This window comes from Moorena sp. SIO3I6, from assembly GCF_010672095.1.
In genome coordinates this window covers 1-20487 of record NZ_JAAHHU010000012.1, presented here as the reverse complement: position 1 = coordinate 20487, position 20487 = coordinate 1, and the positions used below count along the sequence as shown (strand labels likewise).

The following is a 20487-nucleotide window of genomic DNA, read 5'->3' as shown; positions in this document are numbered from 1 at the left end:
TCGACGAAAATGCAACAGCAGAGATCGACCTCTGCCTAGTTAAATGGCAAGTCGATGACAAGTCGATGGCAAGTCGATTGGTGAAATGATTTTACTATAAGTTGCTAATTTACCCAATAGTGCTGGGTATGCAATGGGGATTGTGTCCGCAAACAGGATTTAGAGCGATTGGCGGTTTCCGCAGCACCCTACGAGCCAGTTTGAAACGTTTATTATCCGTTTTTAGGAAAACTATTCGGTCAATCAACGCTGGAATTTACCGAAAAGTATTAGCTAGTAAAAGACGGCGGAAATACCGACTGCATCAAGACACAGATGTTGAATTTTGCGAAGGATTACTAGCTATTGGTTTGTTTAGCGATCGCGAATCAACTGCAACCAATCAACTGCCCAGTTTGGGTTGATTAGAGCCATGGGCTTGTAGAATCAAAGGTCTTCTGCCCATAGTTTCCAGGGTCGTGCCAGGAGCTGATGCCGAGATCTCGAATAGCGACGGGTGCGCCGACCTGAAGGGCTTCCCCCCACTCGCGCTTTGCATCAAGACAAGCATCAAGACAACCCAGTTACTCCTGCTTGGCCAGACTTGTCAACCCAACTTGTAAACAATTAATTACCGTGCTAGTTGAACTTGAAACTAAAACTTGATCATGTGGTAGACCTCCCAGGCTGACTAGTCTATAGTCATCTCGTAAAGACGGACATAATACTAGCATGTTCTACTTGTGATATGGGTACCCTATTTCTAAAATTAATCTAAATTCTCTTGTGTAGATGGCGAAAACAATAGCATATTAACTTGTTCTATGCCTAGCCCATCTCCCCATCTCCCCATTTCCCCATCTCCCCATTTCCCCATCTCCCCATCTCCCCATTTCCCCATCTCCCCATCTCCCCATCTCCGGGTCCCCACACTTTTATGATGGGTATTCAACCCGACTTGATATGAGGGGGATGAGGGGGATGAGCTTGTGCTCAGCAAGTAACATCACCATCAAGCAACTTGCTATCAGGAACTTTTGCACTTTTGCCTAACTTCTATCTGTATGATTTGCACTGATTCGCTGATTGACCAAACTAGCTCGTTATTGATTAAGGCTATTCTCAGTAAAAACTCATTAAGCTAGGATTTAATAGATTCATGTATACTGGAAATATCTAGGACTTAATGAGTAGTTTAAAATGCCCATTGACAATCTATAAAAATTTGCTCTTGGGACGTTAACACTACCGATACTGTGTCAATAAATATAGTCAATATTGATATCGTATGTGATAGGATTCGATTCCTAATTAGTTTGTCAGCCCAAAACTAATCCTATTTCAAAATCACCCTATTTCAAAATCACCAATTACCCATTACCTTTTCCCCAGCTCATGAACCTTTCATCCTCGACATCTCAAAATCTGCCCCAGTCCAAGAGAAAGCTAGGACTCAGGTTAGGGATTGGGGCAATAGTTCTAGTGACAGCTGCCTTAATTTTGCTATTTACGCCGGTTGGGTCTTGGCTGAAGCTGGAAAATCTGAGATGGCTTCAGGAGAGAATGGGTATTTTTGGACCACTGGGGTACATTTTAATTTATATTGTTGCCACAGTACTAGCTGTTCCTGATGCGATTTTAACCTTTTCGGCTGGTGCTCTGTTTGGACTAATGCTCGGGACTTTGTGGACTGTGATTGGTGCTACTTTGGGAGCAACGGCTGCGTTTATGATTGCTCGCTTTGTTGCTGGTGATTGGGTTAAGGATAAGTTTCAGGACTCTCGTTTTGATCAACTCAGTGAGGGCATTGAGAAAAATGGTTTTTGGTTTGTGCTCTCAATTCGCCTCGCGCCAATTTTTCCATTCAATGCGGTTAACTATTTGTTCGGCTTAACACCAATTCCTCTACCCACCTATGTGATAGCCACCGCAGTGGGAATTATCCCGGCTACCTTTGCTTATGCTTGGTTAGGTCGCAGTGGTCTGGAAGCTATCAGCGGTAGTCCCCCCTGGCAAATGATCGCAGCACTAGTTGTATTAGCGGTGCTATCTACCACCCCCCTACTTTGGAAACAATCAAAACTTAGGCAATAACTCTGCTTGTAGGGTGCGTTATTAACGCACCCTACACCATAAAGGCGAATATAAGGGCGAATGAAAGTCCAGTGTTGCGTAAGTCCTGACCCTAAGTCCTGACAATTTAAGGTGATTAAGGTAGAAGATTGATGAGATTGAACATATTGCTGAAAAGACGAAGCCTTTGGTTAGCGATCGCGCTATTTATTTTGGTCCTATTGTGTTACTCGACTCCTGTCAGAGCCTTATTTAACCAAAGGTTCCTAGTGCAACAGTTGCAAGAATTAGGCCATTGGGCAATCTGTTTATTTATCCTGGTTTATGCTCTGGCAACGGTTTTAGGAATTCCTGGCACAGTACTGACTATCGCTGGTGGTACAGTGTTTGGTTTAGTTTGGGGTACCTTCTGGTCTGTTATCGGAGCAACCTTGGGGGCATTGGGAGCATTTTGGGTAGCGCGTTACCTATTGCGAGATTGGGTTGAATACAAGTTCAGGCATCATAAAGCATTGGTCAGCTTCAATCAAGCAGTGATGCAGACACCCCTGATGTTTGTCTTAGCAGTACGCTTTGCCCCCATTTCTCCTTTTAATGTAGTGAATTTCCTGTTTGGTCTAACCCCGATTGGCTCGGTAGAGTATACCCTTGGCACTTTCTTTGGGATTATTCCTGGTACCCTCGCCTATACTTGGCTGGGAGTAACTGGAGGGGAAGCTTTGCAAGGAGGCGATCGCTTACCATTTTTCCTAGCACTGAGTTTCCTAGGTATACTGTCTGCCTTGCCACTGTTGGCAAAGCGAAAAAAGAAATAGTCTTCCTGTTGCCCATTCTCCTGTCCCATTCTCCTCATTTTCCCATCTTTCCCATCCTCCCGATCTCCCCTATCAATCCCAGGAAGTACCATGGCAAGAAAGCAACGTGGTATCAGTGGGTCAATAGGGTAAAAAATTTTCTGATCAACTACCCCGACTTGCTAGGCTTTTCCTGAAACGTATCCGTAAGACAAGTAAAGAATAAGAGAGGGATTTACGGGAATCTGTTATATTTGTTAATATGAAGGGTGTAACCCCTCATCTTTTCCCTGTCTTGATGCAATAGCGAGTGGGGGAAACCACGGCAGTCGCTCATGGGGGGAACCCCCTTTGGCGGCGCTGCCTCCCCTGTTCCGAAGCTGCATCGCTGAGGTAAGGGGAAAAGGAAGGTTCTGTCAGTAGTTCCTTTTAACTTAAACTTTACTCGTTAAAGTTTTTACCTTAATTTTTGAAACGTTAAGTTTTCACAAGTCCCGTGAGACCGAAGGTGAGTGCTTGCCATTCGTTTTGTATAGCAAGACACTTAAGGTGCGCTTTCCAAAAGCGCACCTAAAAGTGTTTTTCACCAAGTGTTTTTCACCAAAATTTAACATTTTGGGGGATATTTACTATACAATACTGAGGATAGCCTTCCCAAGATTTTCACAATGTGTGATTAAACTTCGCGATTGACTCCAAGAACATCTCAACCAGAATACTAATTTTCTATGCATGTTGATAGAGATGAGTGTCTGTTAATAGGTCATGGGTAATAGGTAATAGGTAATAGGTAATAGGTAATAGGTAATAGGTAATTGCGATATACAAGTGGTGTTTAATAGCAGCCATAGTATGATCCTCAATTGTAAATTGGCAATTACCTATTATCAGTTACCGATGATATATACCCGAATAACTATGTCTCTCCGACCTTAGACATAGGCGTTGAAATTAGGTTTAAGGTTAAGTGGGGTAACGCTTCCATAATCGTTTTCACACCTATGTCTATTACTAATAAAATATCCACCCTTGGCGACTTTGAGCTTGGCAGGAAATGACTAAAGAACAGTATTCTAAAAATTGGTTCAATGGACAATCGTTCATTATTACTTTTTGCCTGTTACCTTCTCTAGTAATTATCTTAGGGGTAATCAGCATGTTTATCGAAAACAACAATTTTCGATTGACGGATTCATCAACAATTATTGTAAATCCAATAGAATCACTGATTAGTTGGTTCAAAGACACGTCAGAACCAAAAAACTCATTATCAAGTGTTGCTAAAACTAGTTCTGAACAACTAGTATATAAAGCTTCACTGCTCAATAAACTAATGCTAGCTATTATAACTGACTATGAAGAAACTGGACTAGGGATAGGGATAGGGATAGACAATATTAAGCCTGGCTTTGAAGCCATTGGTTTTACCTTTAACCAGGGAGAAAATATTCATAATCAAATTAATTTTATAGGCAACAATACGGGGGGCACAGTATTAATTAATCTCCTGGGAAATGTTAACAATATAACTCAAGCCTCGATCGCCACTAAAATTCCCTATAAATACTCTCATGAAAGCCAAGCTGCTTTACTTTTAGGATTATTCATTAGGGTAGTATCACCGGAATGGGAAAATGGTATAGATTGGATTAACTATGGCTTGAAAGAAGTTAGTGAAAACCATAAAAATTTATTAATCACGGAACAAAAAAACTATCAGATTCACTTAAGGGTTGACCGGGAGGGGGATTTGGTAATTCTCACTATAAAATCCCGCTCTAAATCCTAAGTGAACAGTAATCTTTAATTGTGTCGGACTACACAAGTGTTGAATCGAGTAATACTCACATCTTGCACCATTCTCAATAAGCTTGCTTCATGTAGGGTGGGCAGTGCACCAGACAGATAATGAAGCTTGCAAAGCGCGTTGGTAGGCACTGCCCACCCTAAGATTAATGACAATGGTGCAAGATCTCAGTCATAAACGTTTACCAAAATGGCTGATGTCTGTAGATATTTGTTTTTTTTGGGAGATGACAACAGTAAAAATGCAACAGAAACGTTTATGCTTCTGTTGCTTTTTACGTAATGGTTAACAGTTAATGATTCGATTCAGTTTTGAGAGTTTTCAACCCTTAACACAAACAACCTGCTTCAGAGTTGCCACTACCTCAACTAGATCTGACTGATTAGCCATCACTTGATCAATTGGCTTATAAGCACCTGGGATTTCATCGATAACGTCCTTATCCTTACGGCACTCAACACCTTTAGTTTGCTCAACTAAATCATCAACGGTGAACTGCTTTTTTGCTTTGCTGCGAGACATCAAACGACCAGCACCATGAGCACAGCTGCAGTAGCTGTCATGATTGCCTTTACCCTTAACAATGAAAGACTTTGCCCCCATGGAACCAGGGATGATACCATAGTCGTCGGTACGAGCTCGCACTGCTCCTTTTCGAGTAACATAAACCTCTTCGGAGAAATGCACTTCTTTCTCGGCATAGTTGTGATGGCAGTTAACTGATAACAAGGGCTTGAACGACTTACCACCAGCCAGATGTTTCTCTACAATTCGCTTGAAGCGAGCCATCATGATATCGCGATTGTAACGGGCATAGTTTTGCGCCCATTGCAAATCCCGCCAGTAGGCAGCAAATTCAGGGGTTCCTGCGACAAAGTATGCTAAATCTCGGTCAGGAAGGTGAGTATGTGCCAGCTTTGCTAATTCTTTAGCTTCCTCCGCTAGACATGCCCCACACCTCAATGCGCAGCATGAGTGTGGGAACGAAGTTACCGCAAGAATAGGGCAGCCTTTATGGTTGGTCGGCTATGCGTAAAAGGGTTAAAACTTTATGATTAAGGCTGCCCTAATAAACAGGTTTCATCTCCGGGATGAATCGCGGACAGGAACTCTGATAAACAGCCTGAAAAACGTTATAATAAAAATAGCAGGGAAAACAAATTAAGAGCTAACCGCCACCTGCGTGTTTAAAAATAGAACTTTTTGTATTGTTCCGGTGCGGAGGGGCATCCCGTATCGTTAATAAAGCTTACCGAGTATCCTAAGCAATAGCTGGAGTTGGTAAGAAGCCCACACTGAACCGCGCTTGTCAGTGTGGGAGTATGTCACCTAGCTGATTACCAATATGCCGTGAACCGGAGTGTAGCATCAGCCACACTTGGTTTTCGGTATCAAGACACAATTCAATGAAATGATTGCCACCACCAAGGGAACCCAGCTGTTTCATGGATTTTCCATCTAGCCGTTGCACACCTGGATGAAGCTCCTTAAAGTCACGCCAGCCTTGCCAGTTTACTACTGGTTTTTCGATATCTTTGTTTTCATTAAAGCCAACGGGAATAGCTGCTTCAATCTCCAAGCGAATCTTCTTGAGCTTGCCCTCCAATTGCTCTGCCACAAAAGGGGTTTTGATGGCAGACATGCCACAGTTGTGAACAAACACACCAGCGGTCAGGGCAAAGTTGTGATACTCTGGCACAGTTAGGCAGTAGACATCTTGTCTTTCCTGAAGTGGTAAGATCTTGACGACTTTGTGATTTGCCCCCCCTACCAGATTTGAGCTTGGATGCTCGGCAGGAGCAAGGTTATGGTGATCAATATGGTGATCAATATGGTGGTCAATGACTGTTCTATGACCTGGAAAAGATGGTACTCTTCCTGACAATTGAGATTCTAACCATTCAGTGGCAGGGATATCAGTGGTAGGGATATCAGTGGCAGAGATAATCTCATCTGCCTTTTGCCATCTTCCAGAATAGGGTTGCTGGATTAAGGTGTAACCATCTTTATCGATTTGGGAGTAGAAAGGCATCAAGGATGTCCCTGGTTTGAGGTCACGGGCTTCCCGGTAACTACCATCCCTGAGCATGAATCGATGATCGGGAGTACATTTAATTTCTTCTGAGTTGTCGAGAACGACCTTTAAGAGTAGTTGGTTACGGCGGGTTAATTTGGCTGTAGCCTTAGCCGGGACGATTTTTCCGGTTTGTGTGCAGGAGTAGACAATAATTTCTCGCTGACTGCTGGCTAGTGCTTGGAGTGAGTAGGATTTGCCATCAGCCAAGGGAACGAGGGTATCACCTGTAAAACAACCAATATCTACCCCGACAGCTGCTGGCAGGATGGCATCTTTGGTGGCAATTACAGAGCCAACTAATGAGCCTTTACCTAGGTGAACGTCTGGCATTAATGCGACGTGCTTAAACACAAATGGCAGAGACGCAACATTTTTCGCCATTTGGGTTTCCTGAGCAGCTAGGGAGTGATTCGCCCAAGACAGCACCGGTTTTGGGGTGGAGATGTCTAGTTTTTCGTAAGGCATAACAATAATTATTTATTTTTTTTATATATTACAACATAATACAAAATTGTGACAAACATTGCCATAAGGTCGAATCTCAGGATCAGGTGATCATCACAAGTTTTCTTGAAGGAATCTGTGGACAGTTTAGTAAGTGTCACACTATCCCCCTGTCCAGGTAAAATACTCTTGACCTGAAACCTAGCCAGACTCTGGATGATCAGCTTTGCTGAAAGACCGGGGGGTTAACCCCATAACTAGATAATTCCCAAATGAATTCCACTTCTGTAGGAGGTGGCTGTGTCAAATTGAACTATTATAAGATTTGGAGTTATTGAGTAATTTTTTTATATATTGCTATGGATATTCTGACACTAGGCTGGGTTTCTGTACTGGTTTTGTTCACTTGGTCAATCTCAATGGTTGTCTGGGGTCGTAACGGGTTTTAACAGTATCGTGGAAAATCCCGTAATCACTATGTTGTTCTTTGCTGCCGCTGGATTATTAGTGGTGGTCAGCGGAGGAATCATTTATCTAACTGCTGCTGAGTGGCGCGATCGCCGCCGCAAACAGCGGGATAAACAGGGATGAAAATCTGACAGCGGATGGCTGGGGGTTTTCATCCCTCTAAAGGAAGCACTACCAACTTATATCTCAACCAAACAAGCAAACGTTAATTTGTTTTGTTTGAAGAGAGTCCTAGGAGCGTAAATCCTTGGACTCACTTGATATCGCTAAAGCTTATTCGTTCTAAATCAATACTAAAATTTATAATCCGTGATGTCACATGACGGAACAAGCTTTTATAGTTTCTGGTCAGTATCTGAGTGATCATCTTGATGATCCCCACATCGTAATTGTCGATTGCCGTTTTGCTCTATCTGATCCAAACCTGGGCTATGAACAGTATAAAGTTAGCCATATCCCTGGCGCTCACTATCTCGATTTGAATAAAGACCTTTCGAGACCAGTAGAGCGTCATGGTGGGCGTCATCCTTTGCCTGAACCTGGGAAGTTAGCCCAGAAATTAGCAGCGATTGGTGTTAATTTCCGAAAAACCCTAGTGATTGCCTATGATGATTCCCGTTCTGCTTTTGCAGCCCGCTTGTGGTGGCTGCTGCGCTACTTGGGACACGACCAAGTGGCGTTGCTGGATGGGGGTTGGACAGGATGGCATTCCCAAGGGTATCCAGTATCTGATCAAGAGCCTACCACAAAACCAGGCATATTTGTAGAGCAGTTGCGCTCTGATTTGGTAGTGGATATTAATACTGTGAAAGTACGTAAAGATTTGCCAGAGGTGGCTTTGGTAGATTCTAGGGAAAGCGATCGCTATTTAGGTAAACGAGAACCGATTGACCCTGTTGCCGGTCACATTCCTGGTGCCATCAACTACCCTTGGCATGGTGTCACGGACACCAATGGTTATTTGCAACCATTAGCATCGCAACAAGAGCGCTGGACTGAGCTGGAGAACAAACAAGAAATTCAGGTTTATTGTGGTTCTGGTGTAACCGCTTGTGTAAATCTCTTCTCCCTGGCATTGGCAGGAATTAATACTGGCAAGCTTTATGCTGGGAGTTGGAGTGACTGGTGCTCTTATCTATAATTTTCCCAACCCGTTGACTTTGCTTGCTTTGAGAAACTGTGGCACTACCCAAAGCAAGCAATAGCTTAGGTGTGTTGCTTGCCCAAAAGCTTGCCAGTCCCGTTAAACTACCACTACTTTGATACTCCTAATTGTTTCGATCTGAGTTGCTACCCTTCTCCCTAGGACTTAACTGAAGCGGTGCGACAAGGCGCTGCCTGAACCTCGCCATGGTATAGCAGTCGCCAGGGCAGGCGCGGACATGACAAAAGTCTCAAACCTAAGTAAGCGCAAGAGTTTGACTTCTGACTTCTGACTTCTGACTTCTGACTTCTGACTTCTGACTTCTGCTATAACGCGCACCAAGACAGAGGAGGGTAAATTTGGCATCCTATCCTCAAAATCCTGAAATTATCCCCCTATTGCTTACTCTTTCACTAGGTAAGTACAGATAAGTCATCTCTATCAGTAGTAATCAAATCACTAATTACCACTAACTAGTTAAGTCTTAGGTAATTACTAATTTACTAGCTAAAAACTGCTAGAATAAAAAATTATATTAAAGATTATATAGAAAATTGTTAGGTTTAAGTAAATATGCATTGTCCACTGAAACGTATGTCTATTTTTGTAGACGGCAATAATATGTTTTACGCCCAACAAAAGAATGGGTGGTTTTTTGATCCTAGGCGGGTTTTAGACTACTTTAAAAACGAGCCTGGTATTACTCTAGTTAATGCATTTTGGTACACCGGACTCAAAGATCCTCAAGACCAGCGGGGGTTCCGAGATGCTCTAATTAGTCTAGGATACACGGTTCGTACTAAAATTTTAAAGGAATATTATGATGATAACTCGGGTCGCTATTCACAAAAGGCTAATTTAGACATAGAAATTGTTGTGGATATGTTTAATACTGTGGAACAGTATGACAAAGTTATCTTGTTTAGTGGAGATGGAGATTTTGAACGAGCAATTGAATTACTGCGTTCTAAAAATACTCATATTACGGTGGTTTCCACAGAAGGGATGATTGCTAGGGAACTGAGGAATGCCACTGACCGTTATATTGATCTAAATGATGTCCGTGATCAAATTGAAAAAATTGATTCATAGTTATAATTATAAACAAAGCAAACTGTCGGTCTAGTTGACTGACGACCGTTCTCTTCAAATCACTGACTATCAACCAATCGAGTTAGTTATGAACCAGCAACCTCAATCAGAACGCATTATCATTTTTGACACTACCCTCCGGGATGGGGAACAATCTCCTGGAGCAACCCTCAATGTGGATGAGAAGCTGATTATTGCTCACCAACTGGCACGATTGAGAGTAGATGTGATTGAAGCAGGCTTTCCCTACGCTAGTCCTGGGGATTTTGAGGCGGTGCAAAAAATTGCTCAAGCCGTGGGCATAGAATCTGGACCAACGATTTGTGGTCTAGCACGGGCAAGTCGTGATGATATCAAGGCGGCGGCGAATGCCCTCAAACCGGCAGCTAATGCCCGTATTCACACTTTCATTGCCACTTCGGATATTCATCTGGAGTACAAACTGAAGAAGACTAGAAAGGAAGTGTTAGAGATTGCGCCAGAAATGGTGGCTTATGCGAAGTCTTTTGTGGATGATGTGGAATTTTCCCCGGAGGATGCAGGGCGCAGCGATCCCGAGTATCTCTACGAAGTCCTGGAACGGGTAATCGATGCGGGGGCGACTACGGTTAATATTCCTGATACTGTAGGTTACACTACCCCAAGCGAATTTGGTGGCTTGATTCGTGGGATTAAGGAAAATGTTCCCAATATTGACCGGGCAATTATTTCTGTCCATGGTCATAATGATTTAGGTCTGGCAGTGGCTAACTTCCTGGAAGCAGTGAAAAATGGAGCCAGGCAATTGGAATGCACGATTAATGGTATTGGAGAACGGGCTGGTAATGCGGCTTTGGAAGAGTTGGTAATGGCATTACATGTCCGCCGTCAGTATTTTAATCCTTTCTTCGGACGCCCCCCAGAGTCGAAGGAACCCCTAAGCATTATTGATACTCGTCAGATTTACAAGACATCCCGCCTGGTTTCGAGTCTTACGGGGATGTTGGTACAACCGAATAAGGCGATCGTGGGCTCGAATGCTTTTGCTCATGAGTCTGGTATTCACCAGGATGGGGTCCTTAAGCACAAGCTGACCTATGAAATTATGGATGCGGAGTCGATTGGGTTAAAGGAAAATCAGATTGTACTGGGTAAACTATCCGGTCGCAATGCTTTCCGTTCTCGCCTCAAGGAGTTGGGCTATGATTTGTCGGACAATGACTTGAATAAGGCGTTTGTTCGGTTTAAAGAGGTGGCGGATAAGAAGAAGGAGATTACGGATTGGGATTTAGAAGCTATTGTTAATGATGAAGTTTACCAGGCACCGGAAGTGTTCCATTTAGAGTTGGTGCAGGTTTCCTGTGGGGATCATGGTAGTCCTACGGCTACGATTACGCTGCGAACACCTACAGGTAAAGAACTTAGTGATGCTGCTATTGGTACTGGTCCGGTGGATGCGGTGTACAAGGCCATTAATCGGGTGGTGAATCGGGTGGTGAAATTGCCTAATAAACTGATTGAGTTTTCGGTGCAATCGGTAACGGGAGGAATTGATGCTCTTGGGGAAGTGACTATTCGTTTGCGGCACAATGAACGGGTCTATTCGGGTTATGCGGCGAATACGGATATTATTGTGGCTTCAGCACAGGCCTATGTGAATGCACTGAACCGACTGTATTCAGCCATGCAAAACGGTAAGTTGAGTAATGATCCTGAGTTATCGATAGGTTCTCGAGCAGGGGTCTGATCTCAAATTGTTATGGAATCAATATAGCGGTTTGCAATTTGGTGAGGTACAAAGAGATCCCCCGTTTCCCTTATCAAGGGGGACTTTGAACTTGATAAGTGTACCTCATAATTCCTAGAAACGCTATATCTAATATCTAAAGGGTAAACCTCTCCATAGTTTGCCTTTCAATAATTGTCCCACTGCTTGAAACGGTGGGATTTCTTTTTGCTGAAATGTTTTTTTTGACACTCCCCACTACTCGACTGTTCGATAGAATAAGGTTTTATTTGCCAAGATTCAGATATAAGTTAGGAATTAGGATTGCGTATGTCAGCTGCCCAGCTAAACACTCACAGAAAACACCAACTTCACACAGAGTCAGGCTTTTACTATTTTGCTTATGGCTCTTGTATGTGTCCAGTAGATTTAAAGCGATCGCTTGGGGAAGATACCCATAATTTTGTGATTGGTACTGCTACCCTTAAGGATTATCATATTGGTTTTTACAACAAATCTCCAAGTCGTAATTGTGGCACGCTGGATGTGGTGAAAACTCCTGGCTCAAGGGTTGAAGGAGTGTTGTATCATTTACCTTGGCGGGTGAGTGAAGCTTTGGATCTGCGGGAAGGTGTGCCTCGCGGTCTCTACCGACAGGAAATGGTAAATGTCCACTGTCAAAATAAGTTGTATCAGGGCGTTCGGACTTATGTGGTGGTGAATAAGTTAGACCGGGAAATGGCTCCTAATGATTGGTATTTCGATGTGGTACTTCGGGGTGCTGTTACCTGTGGGATATCTGAGGAGTATTGCTGGAAGTTGTTTGATCATATGCACCAGTTGCAACTAAAAGCGAGCTGAGGATTGCTATTTGAAGTAGGGAGTAGGGAGTAGGGAGTAGGGAGTAGGGAGTAGGGAGTAGGGAATAGGGAACAGGGAAAAAGATGTAGGGTGGGCAGTAAGTATCATCCCGATGGTAAGCTTTGGAATTGGTATTATTACTGCCCACCTTTAGCAAAGGGAATAGGGAGTAGGGAGTAGGGAGTAGGGAGTAGGGAATAGGGAATAGGGAAAAAGATGTAGGGTGGGCAGTAAGTATCATCCCGATGGTAAGCTTTGGAATTGGTATTATTACTGCCCACCTTTAGCAAAGGGAATAGGGAGTAGGGAGTAGGGAGTAGGGAGTAGGGAATAGGGAATAGGGAAAAAGATGTAGGGTGGGCAGTAAGTATCATCCCGATGGTAAGCTTTGGAATTGGTATTATTACTGCCCACCTTACGATTAATTTTATCAAAAAAACAGAGTAGTAGATGTAGGGTGGGCAGTAAGTATCATCCCGATGGTAAGCTTTGGAATTGGTATTATTACTGCCCACCTTACGATTAAGTTTTGCTTCGACTGCTATATCAGCTAATGCGCTATGGGGAAGCTACGGAACTTTTGAATAAAACAGGTATTCTTCAAAAGCTGAATACTGAATGCTTACCTATCAGATACACAGATTTTTTTTTCTATTCCCTATTCCCTATTCCCTGTTCCCTGTTCCCTAAAACCCAGTAATCTATACTAACCGAATTAAAAAATATAGATTTACTCGTTATCAAAATTTATCCAATCTTTCCATTCTTGATTTTCTTGATAATAGTCTTTCATGGCTTCTGCTTGTTGGGCTAAAATGCGACGACGTTCTTCTAGGGTAAGTTGTTGAAAAGCTTGGCGTTCCATTGAATGATTTTGTGCGATTTCAGGTACGATTAAAATAACTTCTATGGTTTCTCCTACCGGTAAATTTGGAAGGGAAATCTCAAGGCGGTTGCCTTGTTGAACGGTTGTGGTTAGATAGTGGGTTTGTTTCATTACAGCAGTTTTCAATTAGTTTAAGTATAAAGTCTTCGATTTTAGGGAGTAGGGAGTAGGGAGTAGGGAGTAGGGAGCAGGCAATAGGCAATAGGCAATAGTAGCGTGCGCGTAGCGCTTAAGCTTAATTATTAGATTAATTATACCAAAAAAATAGACAAATAAAAACTAGTTTATCTTACCATCATCTCCATATTTAATAATAAAAAAAATTCTAAATTCCTTGACAATATATTAATTTATAAATATATTAATAGTATAAACCATTTAAAGAAGTCACGATTCATGACCAAGAACATTCCACCTAACTCCGATGACAAGAACACTCCAGAAAACCCTGGTCGCAAACCTAAGAAAGTCAAGCTCGTCTTGATCGGTTCTCCTGAAAAAGTTTGGAAGACAATTATTGCCCTTTATGGCCTTAAATACGCCTATCCCAACGAGTGGAGTACTCCCGAACCTACGGGGAAGCCTGATGAGATTATGACTTTTTTGATTCGCTATTTTTACGTAGACTAGGATAGTAATTTGCCAGGGTTTTGACCCCCTGGCGACCATGAGTGAAATTTGTTTTGTGGAGGTTAGTTTACTGAGTTAGGATGTTGTTGTTTTGAATCAGTTGCTGAGGTAAATGGTAAGTAGTCAGTGGTCAGTGGTCAGTGGTCAGCCGTCAGCCGTCAGCCGTCAGCCGTCAGCCTTTGGCTGATAGCTGATAGCTGATAGCTGATAGCTGATAAGCTGATAGCTGATAGCTGATAGCTGAATGCTTACGATAGCTGATAGCTGACGAACAAACTTTACGTTAGTTCACGGCTCTTCACCTCTTCACATTAGTGAAACTCCAATAAAATCTCTGTGATTATTTTTTAAATAGTAAAAAATAATCGTAAAATTATTGTCTCTATCTTGATGAAATCATCGACAATACTCTAAACTAACAAGAGGAATATCTAGGGTAAAATAAGCGATCGCCTATGATTAGTAAAAAAGCCTTCGAGGAAAAATTCAAGACCATGCCCTGGAAAAGGCGACAAGTGTTGGAGGCTGTGGTTGGTGGGAATACAGATGAAGCAATCAGAGACGAGGTGCTAAACGTCAATGATAAATCTTCGGTAAGACATCATATTTCTAATCTATATAAAGATTTTGATATTGAAGCTAACGGTTATAATTGTCGTTGTGAGTTAGTGGAAATCGTTAATACCTATAAGCCAGAGTTAGTGGCTGATCAAGTATTAAACGAGTGCGGGTTATCCTCTAGAGCAACTCAAGAGATATATATTGAGCGCCCACCTGTTGAGGCTCGTTGTTATCAGGAAATTGTTAAACCGGGAGCGTTAATTCGGATTAAAGCACCGAAACGAATGGGCAAAACCTTACTGATTCAGCAGATTATCGCCCATGGTGAAAAACAGAGTTATGCTCAGGTTTATTTAAATATGAATGAGCTACCTTTCACTAATTTGGATAGCTTTTTACAATCGTTTTGTGTGCGAGTGTCTGACAACTTAGGATTGTCGGATCAGTTAGACAGTTATTGGAAAAAGCGTTTACCCAGCAAGGTAAACTGCAAACGATACTTAGAGCAGTATTTATTAAAGTCTTTAGATAGTCCGGTAGTTTTGTGTTTGGATGAAGTAGAGCAAGTTTTTTCTCATCAAGAGATTGCTGAAGGGTTTCTGACGTTGCTGCGTAGTTGGCATGAAGATGCTAAGAGTAAAGAGATTTGGAAAAAACTACGGTTGATTGTGGTTTATGCTACGGAAGTTTATGTTAGCTTACCTACTGAACAGTCGCCCTTTAATGTGGGATTACAGATAGATTTACTAGAGTTTACTGAGCAGCAGGTTACCAGCTTTGCTCAGGCTTATGGCTTGAATTTGTCTGGGGATTCAGTAAGGAAACTGATGGCAATGGTGGGGGGACATCCTTATTTATTGTCCCAAGCGTTTGATTATCTCAAAAATCACCAAGCAGTAGAGAAGACACTGGATACCCTTTTGGCTAATGCCCCCACAGAAGCCGGAATTTATGGCAGTCATCTCCGTCAACTGTTAACTAGTATTCAAGACCATCCGGAATTACTGGACGCTGTTAAATTATTAGTTAGTACAACTAAACCCGTGCGCCTGGATGCTACTATCACTCGCAAGTTGGAAAGTATGGGTCTGCTGCAACGCTATGGCAATGATTGTAGTTTGATATCTAATTTGTATCGTCTCTATTTTAGCGATCGCATTTTAGGGAATCGGGAATCGGGAATCGGGAATCGGGAATCGGGAATCGGGAGTCGGGAATCGGGAGTCGGGTAATATTATTATTATCAATAGACCAGGAACAGGACTTAAGCAATGCCCCCTAAATCCCCCAATTCTGGGGGACTTTGACATGATTTCCCCGCCCCCTAAATCCCCCAATTCTGGGGGACTTTGACATCACTCCCCATCTCCCCACACTCCCCGCGCCCCCGCCCCACACTCCCCACACTGTTCCCTGTTCCCTGTTCCCTGTTCCCTATTCCCTATTCCCTGTTCCCTTTCCAACCATGACCAATCAATACTCAACACTCTACAAAGTAGGAGGTAGTTTACCTCAGGATGAACCTACTTATGTGACCAGACAAGCGGATCAGGAGCTTTATCAAGCATTGATGGCTGGGGAGTTTTGTTATGTGCTGAATTCCCGACAAATGGGTAAGTCTAGTTTGCGGGTAAGAACCATAAAACGCTTAAAAGAAGAGGGATTTGCTTGCGCGTCTATCGATCTGACAGTGATTGGTAGAGAAGATATCACGGTGTCGATGTGGTATGAAAGTTTGATGATGTTATTGATGGATGATTTCGAGCTTTTCGGAAAATTTGATGAAGACAGTTGGTTAGAGGAGCGTGCTCAAATCTCTCCGGTCTTGTGCTTAAGTAAGTTTATTGAGCAGATAGTGTTAACCAGTATTCCGGGAAATATTGTTATTTTTCTGGATGAAATTGATAGTATTATTAAAGTTAAGTTTAAAGATGATTTCTTTGCGTTAATTAGAGCCTGTTACAATCAACGAGCAGAAAAGCCAGCCTACAATCGTCTCACCTTTTGTTTGCTGGGGGTGGCAACTGCTGCAGATTTAATTCAGGATAAACAACGCACCCCGTTTAATATTGGTCAGGATATTCAGTTGACTGGGTTTACCTTTGAGGAAGCCAAACAGCCTTTGGTTCCGGGTTTGGTAGGTAAGGTGGATAATCCTGAACAGGTGTTAGGTGAGATAGTAAACTGGACGGGGGGACAACCGTTTCTGACCCAGCGGTTGTGTCGTTTGGTAGTCCAGACTTGGGAATCGGGCAATAGTCTTTCCGGCGTTGCTGATTCTGGGTATGATTTTGCCCCCCTAGCCCCCCAATCTTGGGGGGAACAAAACTCTAAAAGTCCCCCAGAATTGGGGGATTTAGGGGGCTTGACCAAAAACAAACCTACGCCCATTCATACTTCAACTCAGCAACGCAGTCTTTCCCTAGACCAGATAGTGCGTAGCCAGATCATTGACAATTGGGAAGCCCAGGATGAACAGGAGCATTTGAAGACTATACGCGATCGCATTCTCAGAAATGAGCAACGGGCTGGGATGCTCTTGGGTTTGTATCAGCAAGTGTTGGATCACGGTTGTCTAGCTGCTGATGGAAGTGAAGAACAGACGGAATTAAGGTTATCGGGGCTGGTGGTTGAGCGTGATGGTTGTTTGGAGGTTAATAACCGGGTTTATGGGGAGGTTTTCAATTCCGATTGGGTCAAGACAGAATTGGCCAGACTACGCCCCTACTCTGAGACGTTTACCGCTTGGGTTGATTCTGGGTATAAGGATGAGTCTTTTTTGTTGCGGGGGGAAGCATTAGAGCAGGCGGAACAATGGTCTAGGGGAAAAGCCTTAAGCGATTTGGATTCCCAGTTCTTAAGAGCTAGTCAGGTTTTAGACAAGGGAGAAGTGCAAAAGGCTTTGGCGGCTGCTCAGAAAGAGGCTAGTGAAATATTAGCCAAGGCTCAAGCAAAAGCTAACCGAACCATACGCAGAGGGGCAATTGTACTGGGTTTGTCTTTAGTTGTTGCGATAGTGGCTGGTCTCAACGCTAGACAACAAATACAGCAAGCGAAATTGGTCACACGATTAGAATGGCAAGGGCGTAGTATTCTACGACAGTTACAGGATAATAATGTTTACTACGGCACCAGTACAAGAGGGGAAACGCTTTTTTATGAGGCAATGGAGGCTGGGCAAGAGCTGTCTAACATAGTAACAGATGGTCGCCCCCTGGAGGAATATCCTGCTATCAGTCCTATAAATGCCCTCCAGCAGAGTATTAGTAAATTCCGAGAACGGGCTAAACTCAAAGGGCATCCGGATCAGGTAACGAATGTGGCATTCAGCCGGGATGGACAGACCCTTGCCACTGCTTCAGATGACAACACTCCCATAATTTGGGACTTAGAGGACAATAAAATAATAGCAGTTCTCAAAGGGCATCAGGACAAGGTAAAAAGTTTAGCCTTCAGCCCGGATGGACAGAGGCTGGCCACTGCTTCATTTGACAAAACTGCCATAATTTGGGACAAAAAGGGCAATCAATTAGCCGTACTTAAAGGCCATCGGGACTCGGTAACGAGTGTAGCATTCAGCTGGGATGGACAGAAGCTAGCCACTGGTTCACAAGACGGCACTGCCAGAATTTGGAACTTACAGGGCAATCAATTAGACGTACTCGAAGGCCATCAGGGCTTAGTAACGGATGTAGCCTTCAGCCCGGATGGAGAGAAGCTGGCCACTGCTTCAGGGGAAGGCACTGTCAGAATTTGGGACAACCAGGGCAATGAAATCGCAGTGCTCAGAGGCCATAAACTCTGGGTAACGAGTGTAGCATTCAGCCGAGATGGACAGACCCTTGCCACTGCTTCAGACGATTACACTGCCAGAATTTGGGACAACCAGGGCAATCAAATCGCCGTGCTCAGAGGGCATCAGGATAAGGTAACGAATATAGCCTTCAGCCCGGATGGAGAGAAGCTGGCCACTGCTTCATGGGACAAAACTGCCAGAATTTGGGACAACCAGGGCAATCAAATCGCCGTGCTCAAAGGCCATCAGAACAAGGTAACGGATATAGCCTTCAGCCGGGATGGAGAGAAGCTGGCCACTGCTTCATCCAAAAATACTGTCAGGATTTGGGACTTACAGGGCAATGAAGAAATAGCAGTGCTTACAAGGCATCAGGGTGTGGTATCAAGTTTAGCATTCAGCTCAGATGGAGAGAAGCTGGCCACTGCTTCATGGGACAACACTGCCATAGTTTGGGATAGAAAGGGAAATAAAATAGCCGTGCTCACAGGGCATCAGGACTGGGTATCAAGTGTAGCCTTCAGCCCGGATGGAAAGATGCTGGCCACTGCTTCATTTGACAAAACTGCCAGAATTTGGAACTTACAGGGCAATCAATTAGCCCTACTCACGGGGCATCAGAGCGTGGTAAGAAGTCTAGAATTCAGCCCGGATGGAGAGATGCTGGCCACTGCTTCATTTGACAAAACTGCCAGAATTTGGAACTTACAGGGCAATCAATTAGCCCTACTCGAAGGCCATCAGGACGAGTTAATCGATCTAGAATTCAGCCCGGATGGAAAGATGCTGGCCACTACTTCATGGGACAAAACTGCCAGAATTTGGGACACAAAGGGAAATAAAATAGCCGTGCTCACCGGGCATCAGGGCGCGGTATGGAGTGTAGCATTCAGCCCGGATGGAAAGAGGCTGGCCACTGCTTCCTTCGACAAAACTGCCAGAATTTGGGACAACCAGGGCAATCAATTAGCCGTATTCACCGGGCATAATTCCTCGGTAATCGATGTAGCCTTCAGCCCGGATGAACAGAAGCTGGCCACTACTTCATTTGACAAAACTGCCAGAATTTGGGACTTACAGGGCAATCCATTAGCCGTGCTCACCGGACATCAGTCCTGGCTATCAACTGTAGCATTCAGCCCGGATGGACAGAGGCTAGCCACTGCTTCAGATGACAACACTGCCAGAATTTGGAAGGTTAAAAGTTTAGGTGAGCTGCTGGGTCGGGGCTGTGACTTGCTGGAAGATTACTTTGTTAGGAATCCTGGAGCTAAGGAGAAGTTATGGGTATGCGAGGAATAGGGAATCGGGAATCGGGAATCGGGAATCGGGAATCGGGAATCGGGAATCGGGAATCGGGAATCGGGAATAGGCAAGAGGCAAGAGTTTCACAACTGATCAATGTCATCCATACTCAACCCAGTATATTGAGCAATATCCTTCAGGGATAACCCTGCGGCCTTCATCTGTTTAACAACCTTTTGTATACCTGCTTGTTCACCTGCTTGTTGACCTTCTTGTCTACCTTGTTCGAGACCCTGTTGGAGACCTTCTTGTCTACCTTGTTCGAGACCCTGTTGGAGACCTTCTTGTCTACCTTGTTCGAGACCTTCTTGTCTACCTTCCTGAATCAAGGTTTGATTAACACTGTACATATCCCGGTAGACCTTCAGACTATCCTGGTACAGGGCTTGCTCTTCAGAGGAGAAATTGGCAATCTCGGCCACTTCAAATAGCTGGGCAAACACATCCCCTTGCAACGGTTCAGGGGGAGCATTACAGCTCGCGAGATGCCTGAATAAAAATAACCACTTATCAAAATGGGTTTCTAGTTGATCAACAGATTTAGTAAATTTCGGTAGTTCTACATAGATGAATTTCAACTTATCGTAGAACACTTCACACCGCTGATTTTTTAGTTCTACCACATGCAACAGTTCTGAATCCTGCTTATGGTCATCAAAACTAAAATCCAGAATACCGACGGTGTAGACTGCCGTTAGCTGATAATTCCAATTTCCCTGTTGCGCCTGTTCTTGGATCGGGAAAGTGGCATAGTAGACACTGCGGTCTTTGAAGAACGTTTGTTTTGCCTTTTGCATTTCCACAATGAAGCGTTCACCGGTTGTGCTCTGACAATAAATATCAAAAATTGCTCTTCTGTCCACTA

General features: G+C 43.6%; 24 protein-coding genes. 14 read left to right on the top strand and 10 right to left on the bottom strand.

The features are described 5' to 3' along the window. Positions 1 to 101: 101 nt before the first annotated feature. Complete coding sequence (locus tag F6K49_RS06910) at positions 102 to 404, top strand: hypothetical protein (protein ID WP_293095349.1); 303 nt, start codon at positions 102 to 104, stop codon at positions 402 to 404. 344 nt (positions 405 to 748) lie between these two features. On the opposite strand, the gene F6K49_RS06905 is transcribed toward F6K49_RS06910, so the two are convergent. Continuing rightward, a complete protein-coding gene (locus F6K49_RS06905) occupies positions 749 to 880 on the bottom strand; it encodes a hypothetical protein (RefSeq protein WP_293095346.1) in 132 nt (43 codons plus the stop codon). A 494-nt stretch (positions 881 to 1374) separates the two neighbouring features. Here F6K49_RS06905 and F6K49_RS06900 point away from each other — a divergent pair, with 494 nt between their 5' ends. Both F6K49_RS06900 and F6K49_RS06895 read left to right on the top strand, forming a co-directional pair. Continuing rightward, the gene (locus tag F6K49_RS06900) at positions 1375 to 2073 is read left to right on the top strand and encodes a TVP38/TMEM64 family protein (RefSeq protein WP_293095343.1); all 699 of its coding nucleotides are present in this window, start codon (positions 1375 to 1377) and stop codon (positions 2071 to 2073) included. Positions 2074 to 2204: 131 nt separating this feature from the next. Next, complete coding sequence (locus F6K49_RS06895; RefSeq protein WP_293029771.1) at positions 2205 to 2867, top strand: TVP38/TMEM64 family protein; 663 nt, start codon at positions 2205 to 2207, stop codon at positions 2865 to 2867. Positions 2868 to 3572: 705 nt separating this feature from the next. Here F6K49_RS06895 and F6K49_RS06890 read toward each other — a convergent pair. Next, on the bottom strand, positions 3573 to 3695 hold the full coding sequence (locus tag F6K49_RS06890) for a hypothetical protein (protein ID WP_293029767.1): 123 nt from the start codon (positions 3693 to 3695) through the stop codon (positions 3573 to 3575). A 205-nt stretch (positions 3696 to 3900) separates the two neighbouring features. Here F6K49_RS06890 and F6K49_RS06885 point away from each other — a divergent pair, with 205 nt between their 5' ends. After that, positions 3901 to 4635: a hypothetical protein gene (locus tag F6K49_RS06885; protein WP_293095339.1), complete on the top strand. Its 735-nt coding sequence runs from the start codon at positions 3901 to 3903 to the stop codon at positions 4633 to 4635. Positions 4636 to 4974: 339 nt separating this feature from the next. Here the strand turns inward: F6K49_RS06885 and F6K49_RS06880 are convergent, their stop codons facing one another. Then, on the bottom strand, positions 4975 to 5616 hold the full coding sequence (locus F6K49_RS06880; protein ID WP_364304733.1) for an RtcB family protein: 642 nt from the start codon (positions 5614 to 5616) through the stop codon (positions 4975 to 4977). Between the two features lie 346 nt (positions 5617 to 5962). After that, positions 5963 to 7195: an RtcB family protein gene (locus F6K49_RS06875; protein WP_293069533.1), complete on the bottom strand. Its 1233-nt coding sequence runs from the start codon at positions 7193 to 7195 to the stop codon at positions 5963 to 5965. A gap of 338 nt (positions 7196 to 7533) precedes the next feature. Between F6K49_RS06875 and petN the strand changes: the two genes are divergently transcribed. From petN to F6K49_RS06860, 3 genes are all read left to right on the top strand, one after another. Continuing rightward, positions 7534 to 7623: a cytochrome b6-f complex subunit PetN gene (petN, locus tag F6K49_RS06870; RefSeq protein ID WP_010871354.1), complete on the top strand. Its 90-nt coding sequence runs from the start codon at positions 7534 to 7536 to the stop codon at positions 7621 to 7623. A gap of 7 nt (positions 7624 to 7630) precedes the next feature. Continuing rightward, entirely contained in the window at positions 7631 to 7765 is a 135-nt protein-coding gene (locus F6K49_RS06865) for a hypothetical protein (RefSeq protein ID WP_267872114.1), read from the top strand. Between the two features lie 196 nt (positions 7766 to 7961). Then, positions 7962 to 8783: a sulfurtransferase gene (locus F6K49_RS06860; protein ID WP_293095334.1), complete on the top strand. Its 822-nt coding sequence runs from the start codon at positions 7962 to 7964 to the stop codon at positions 8781 to 8783. A 168-nt stretch (positions 8784 to 8951) separates the two neighbouring features. Here F6K49_RS06860 and F6K49_RS06855 read toward each other — a convergent pair whose 3' ends face one another. Then, positions 8952 to 9152 (bottom strand): hypothetical protein, encoded by a 201-nt coding sequence (locus F6K49_RS06855; RefSeq protein WP_293021415.1) that lies wholly within the window; start codon positions 9150 to 9152, stop codon positions 8952 to 8954. A 207-nt stretch (positions 9153 to 9359) separates the two neighbouring features. Here F6K49_RS06855 and F6K49_RS06850 point away from each other — a divergent pair, with 207 nt between their 5' ends. The 3 genes from F6K49_RS06850 (at position 9360) to F6K49_RS06840 (ending at position 12444) form a co-directional block, all read left to right on the top strand. Next, on the top strand, positions 9360 to 9878 hold the full coding sequence (locus F6K49_RS06850) for an NYN domain-containing protein (protein ID WP_044495347.1): 519 nt from the start codon (positions 9360 to 9362) through the stop codon (positions 9876 to 9878). A gap of 88 nt (positions 9879 to 9966) precedes the next feature. Beyond that, positions 9967 to 11604 (top strand): 2-isopropylmalate synthase, encoded by a 1638-nt coding sequence (locus tag F6K49_RS06845; protein ID WP_293095415.1) that lies wholly within the window; start codon positions 9967 to 9969, stop codon positions 11602 to 11604. Positions 11605 to 11913: 309 nt separating this feature from the next. Then, positions 11914 to 12444 carry a gamma-glutamylcyclotransferase gene (locus F6K49_RS06840; RefSeq protein WP_293021420.1) on the top strand — a complete coding sequence of 177 codons (531 nt, stop codon included), beginning with the start codon at positions 11914 to 11916 and terminating at the stop codon, positions 12442 to 12444. Positions 12445 to 12581: 137 nt separating this feature from the next. On the opposite strand, the gene F6K49_RS06835 is transcribed toward F6K49_RS06840, so the two are convergent. Beyond that, on the bottom strand, positions 12582 to 12959 hold the full coding sequence (locus tag F6K49_RS06835; protein WP_293021423.1) for a hypothetical protein: 378 nt from the start codon (positions 12957 to 12959) through the stop codon (positions 12582 to 12584). 38 nt (positions 12960 to 12997) lie between these two features. Between F6K49_RS06835 and F6K49_RS06830 the strand changes: the two genes are divergently transcribed. After that, entirely contained in the window at positions 12998 to 13144 is a 147-nt protein-coding gene (locus tag F6K49_RS06830) for a hypothetical protein (protein WP_293021425.1), read from the top strand. 30 nt (positions 13145 to 13174) lie between these two features. Here F6K49_RS06830 and F6K49_RS06825 read toward each other — a convergent pair whose 3' ends face one another. Further along, a complete protein-coding gene (locus F6K49_RS06825; RefSeq protein ID WP_293021427.1) occupies positions 13175 to 13441 on the bottom strand; it encodes a hypothetical protein in 267 nt (88 codons plus the stop codon). After that, positions 13389 to 13532: a hypothetical protein gene (locus F6K49_RS06820; protein WP_293021429.1), complete on the bottom strand. Its 144-nt coding sequence runs from the start codon at positions 13530 to 13532 to the stop codon at positions 13389 to 13391. Before F6K49_RS06820 ends, F6K49_RS06825 begins: the two co-directional genes overlap by 53 nt. Positions 13533 to 13726: 194 nt before the next feature. Here F6K49_RS06820 and F6K49_RS06815 point away from each other — a divergent pair, with 194 nt between their 5' ends. Together F6K49_RS06815 and F6K49_RS06810 are read left to right on the top strand one after the other, a co-directional pair. Beyond that, positions 13727 to 13960 carry a hypothetical protein gene (locus tag F6K49_RS06815; RefSeq protein WP_293057357.1) on the top strand — a complete coding sequence of 78 codons (234 nt, stop codon included), beginning with the start codon at positions 13727 to 13729 and terminating at the stop codon, positions 13958 to 13960. Between the two features lie 455 nt (positions 13961 to 14415). Beyond that, positions 14416 to 15753, top strand: coding sequence for an AAA-like domain-containing protein (locus F6K49_RS06810; protein WP_293095331.1), 1338 nt, complete (start codon positions 14416 to 14418; stop codon positions 15751 to 15753). Here F6K49_RS06810 and F6K49_RS06805 read toward each other — a convergent pair. Next, the gene (locus F6K49_RS06805) at positions 15682 to 15831 is read right to left on the bottom strand and encodes a hypothetical protein (RefSeq protein WP_293057351.1); all 150 of its coding nucleotides are present in this window, start codon (positions 15829 to 15831) and stop codon (positions 15682 to 15684) included. The two genes, F6K49_RS06810 and F6K49_RS06805, sit on opposite strands and share 72 nt — an antisense overlap. Positions 15832 to 15986: 155 nt before the next feature. Between F6K49_RS06805 and F6K49_RS06800 the strand changes: the two genes are divergently transcribed. Continuing rightward, on the top strand, positions 15987 to 19619 hold the full coding sequence (locus tag F6K49_RS06800) for an AAA-like domain-containing protein (RefSeq protein WP_293095328.1): 3633 nt from the start codon (positions 15987 to 15989) through the stop codon (positions 19617 to 19619). 86 nt (positions 19620 to 19705) lie between these two features. Here the strand turns inward: F6K49_RS06800 and F6K49_RS06795 are convergent. Further along, the coding region (locus F6K49_RS06795) for an Rpn family recombination-promoting nuclease/putative transposase (RefSeq protein WP_293095325.1) at positions 19706 to 20487 on the bottom strand (782 nt) is incomplete at its 5' end.

Excerpts from the sequence above, each read along its gene's own strand:
- F6K49_RS06905 (WP_293095346.1), bottom strand. The coding sequence starts at position 880 with ATGGGGAAATGGGGAGATGGGGAGATGGGGAAATGGGGAGATGGGGAA.
- F6K49_RS06900 (WP_293095343.1), top strand. The coding sequence starts at position 1,375 with ATGAACCTTTCATCCTCGACATCTCAAAATCTGCCCCAGTCCAAGAGA.
- F6K49_RS06895 (WP_293029771.1), top strand. The coding sequence starts at position 2,205 with ATGAGATTGAACATATTGCTGAAAAGACGAAGCCTTTGGTTAGCGATC.
- F6K49_RS06890 (WP_293029767.1), bottom strand. The coding sequence starts at position 3,695 with ATGGCTGCTATTAAACACCACTTGTATATCGCAATTACCTATTACCTA.
- F6K49_RS06885 (WP_293095339.1), top strand. The coding sequence starts at position 3,901 with ATGACTAAAGAACAGTATTCTAAAAATTGGTTCAATGGACAATCGTTC.
- F6K49_RS06875 (WP_293069533.1), bottom strand. The coding sequence starts at position 7,195 with ATGCCTTACGAAAAACTAGACATCTCCACCCCAAAACCGGTGCTGTCT.
- petN (WP_010871354.1), top strand. The coding sequence starts at position 7,534 with ATGGATATTCTGACACTAGGCTGGGTTTCTGTACTGGTTTTGTTCACT.
- F6K49_RS06860 (WP_293095334.1), top strand. The coding sequence starts at position 7,962 with ATGACGGAACAAGCTTTTATAGTTTCTGGTCAGTATCTGAGTGATCAT.
- F6K49_RS06855 (WP_293021415.1), bottom strand. The coding sequence starts at position 9,152 with ATGCCAAATTTACCCTCCTCTGTCTTGGTGCGCGTTATAGCAGAAGTC.
- F6K49_RS06850 (WP_044495347.1), top strand. The coding sequence starts at position 9,360 with ATGCATTGTCCACTGAAACGTATGTCTATTTTTGTAGACGGCAATAAT.
- F6K49_RS06845 (WP_293095415.1), top strand. The coding sequence starts at position 9,967 with ATGAACCAGCAACCTCAATCAGAACGCATTATCATTTTTGACACTACC.
- F6K49_RS06840 (WP_293021420.1), top strand. The coding sequence starts at position 11,914 with ATGTCAGCTGCCCAGCTAAACACTCACAGAAAACACCAACTTCACACA.
- F6K49_RS06830 (WP_293021425.1), top strand. The coding sequence starts at position 12,998 with ATGCGCTATGGGGAAGCTACGGAACTTTTGAATAAAACAGGTATTCTT.
- F6K49_RS06825 (WP_293021427.1), bottom strand. The coding sequence starts at position 13,441 with ATGAAACAAACCCACTATCTAACCACAACCGTTCAACAAGGCAACCGC.
- F6K49_RS06815 (WP_293057357.1), top strand. The coding sequence starts at position 13,727 with ATGACCAAGAACATTCCACCTAACTCCGATGACAAGAACACTCCAGAA.
- F6K49_RS06810 (WP_293095331.1), top strand. The coding sequence starts at position 14,416 with ATGATTAGTAAAAAAGCCTTCGAGGAAAAATTCAAGACCATGCCCTGG.
- F6K49_RS06805 (WP_293057351.1), bottom strand. The coding sequence starts at position 15,831 with ATGTCAAAGTCCCCCAGAATTGGGGGATTTAGGGGGCATTGCTTAAGT.
- F6K49_RS06800 (WP_293095328.1), top strand. The coding sequence starts at position 15,987 with ATGACCAATCAATACTCAACACTCTACAAAGTAGGAGGTAGTTTACCT.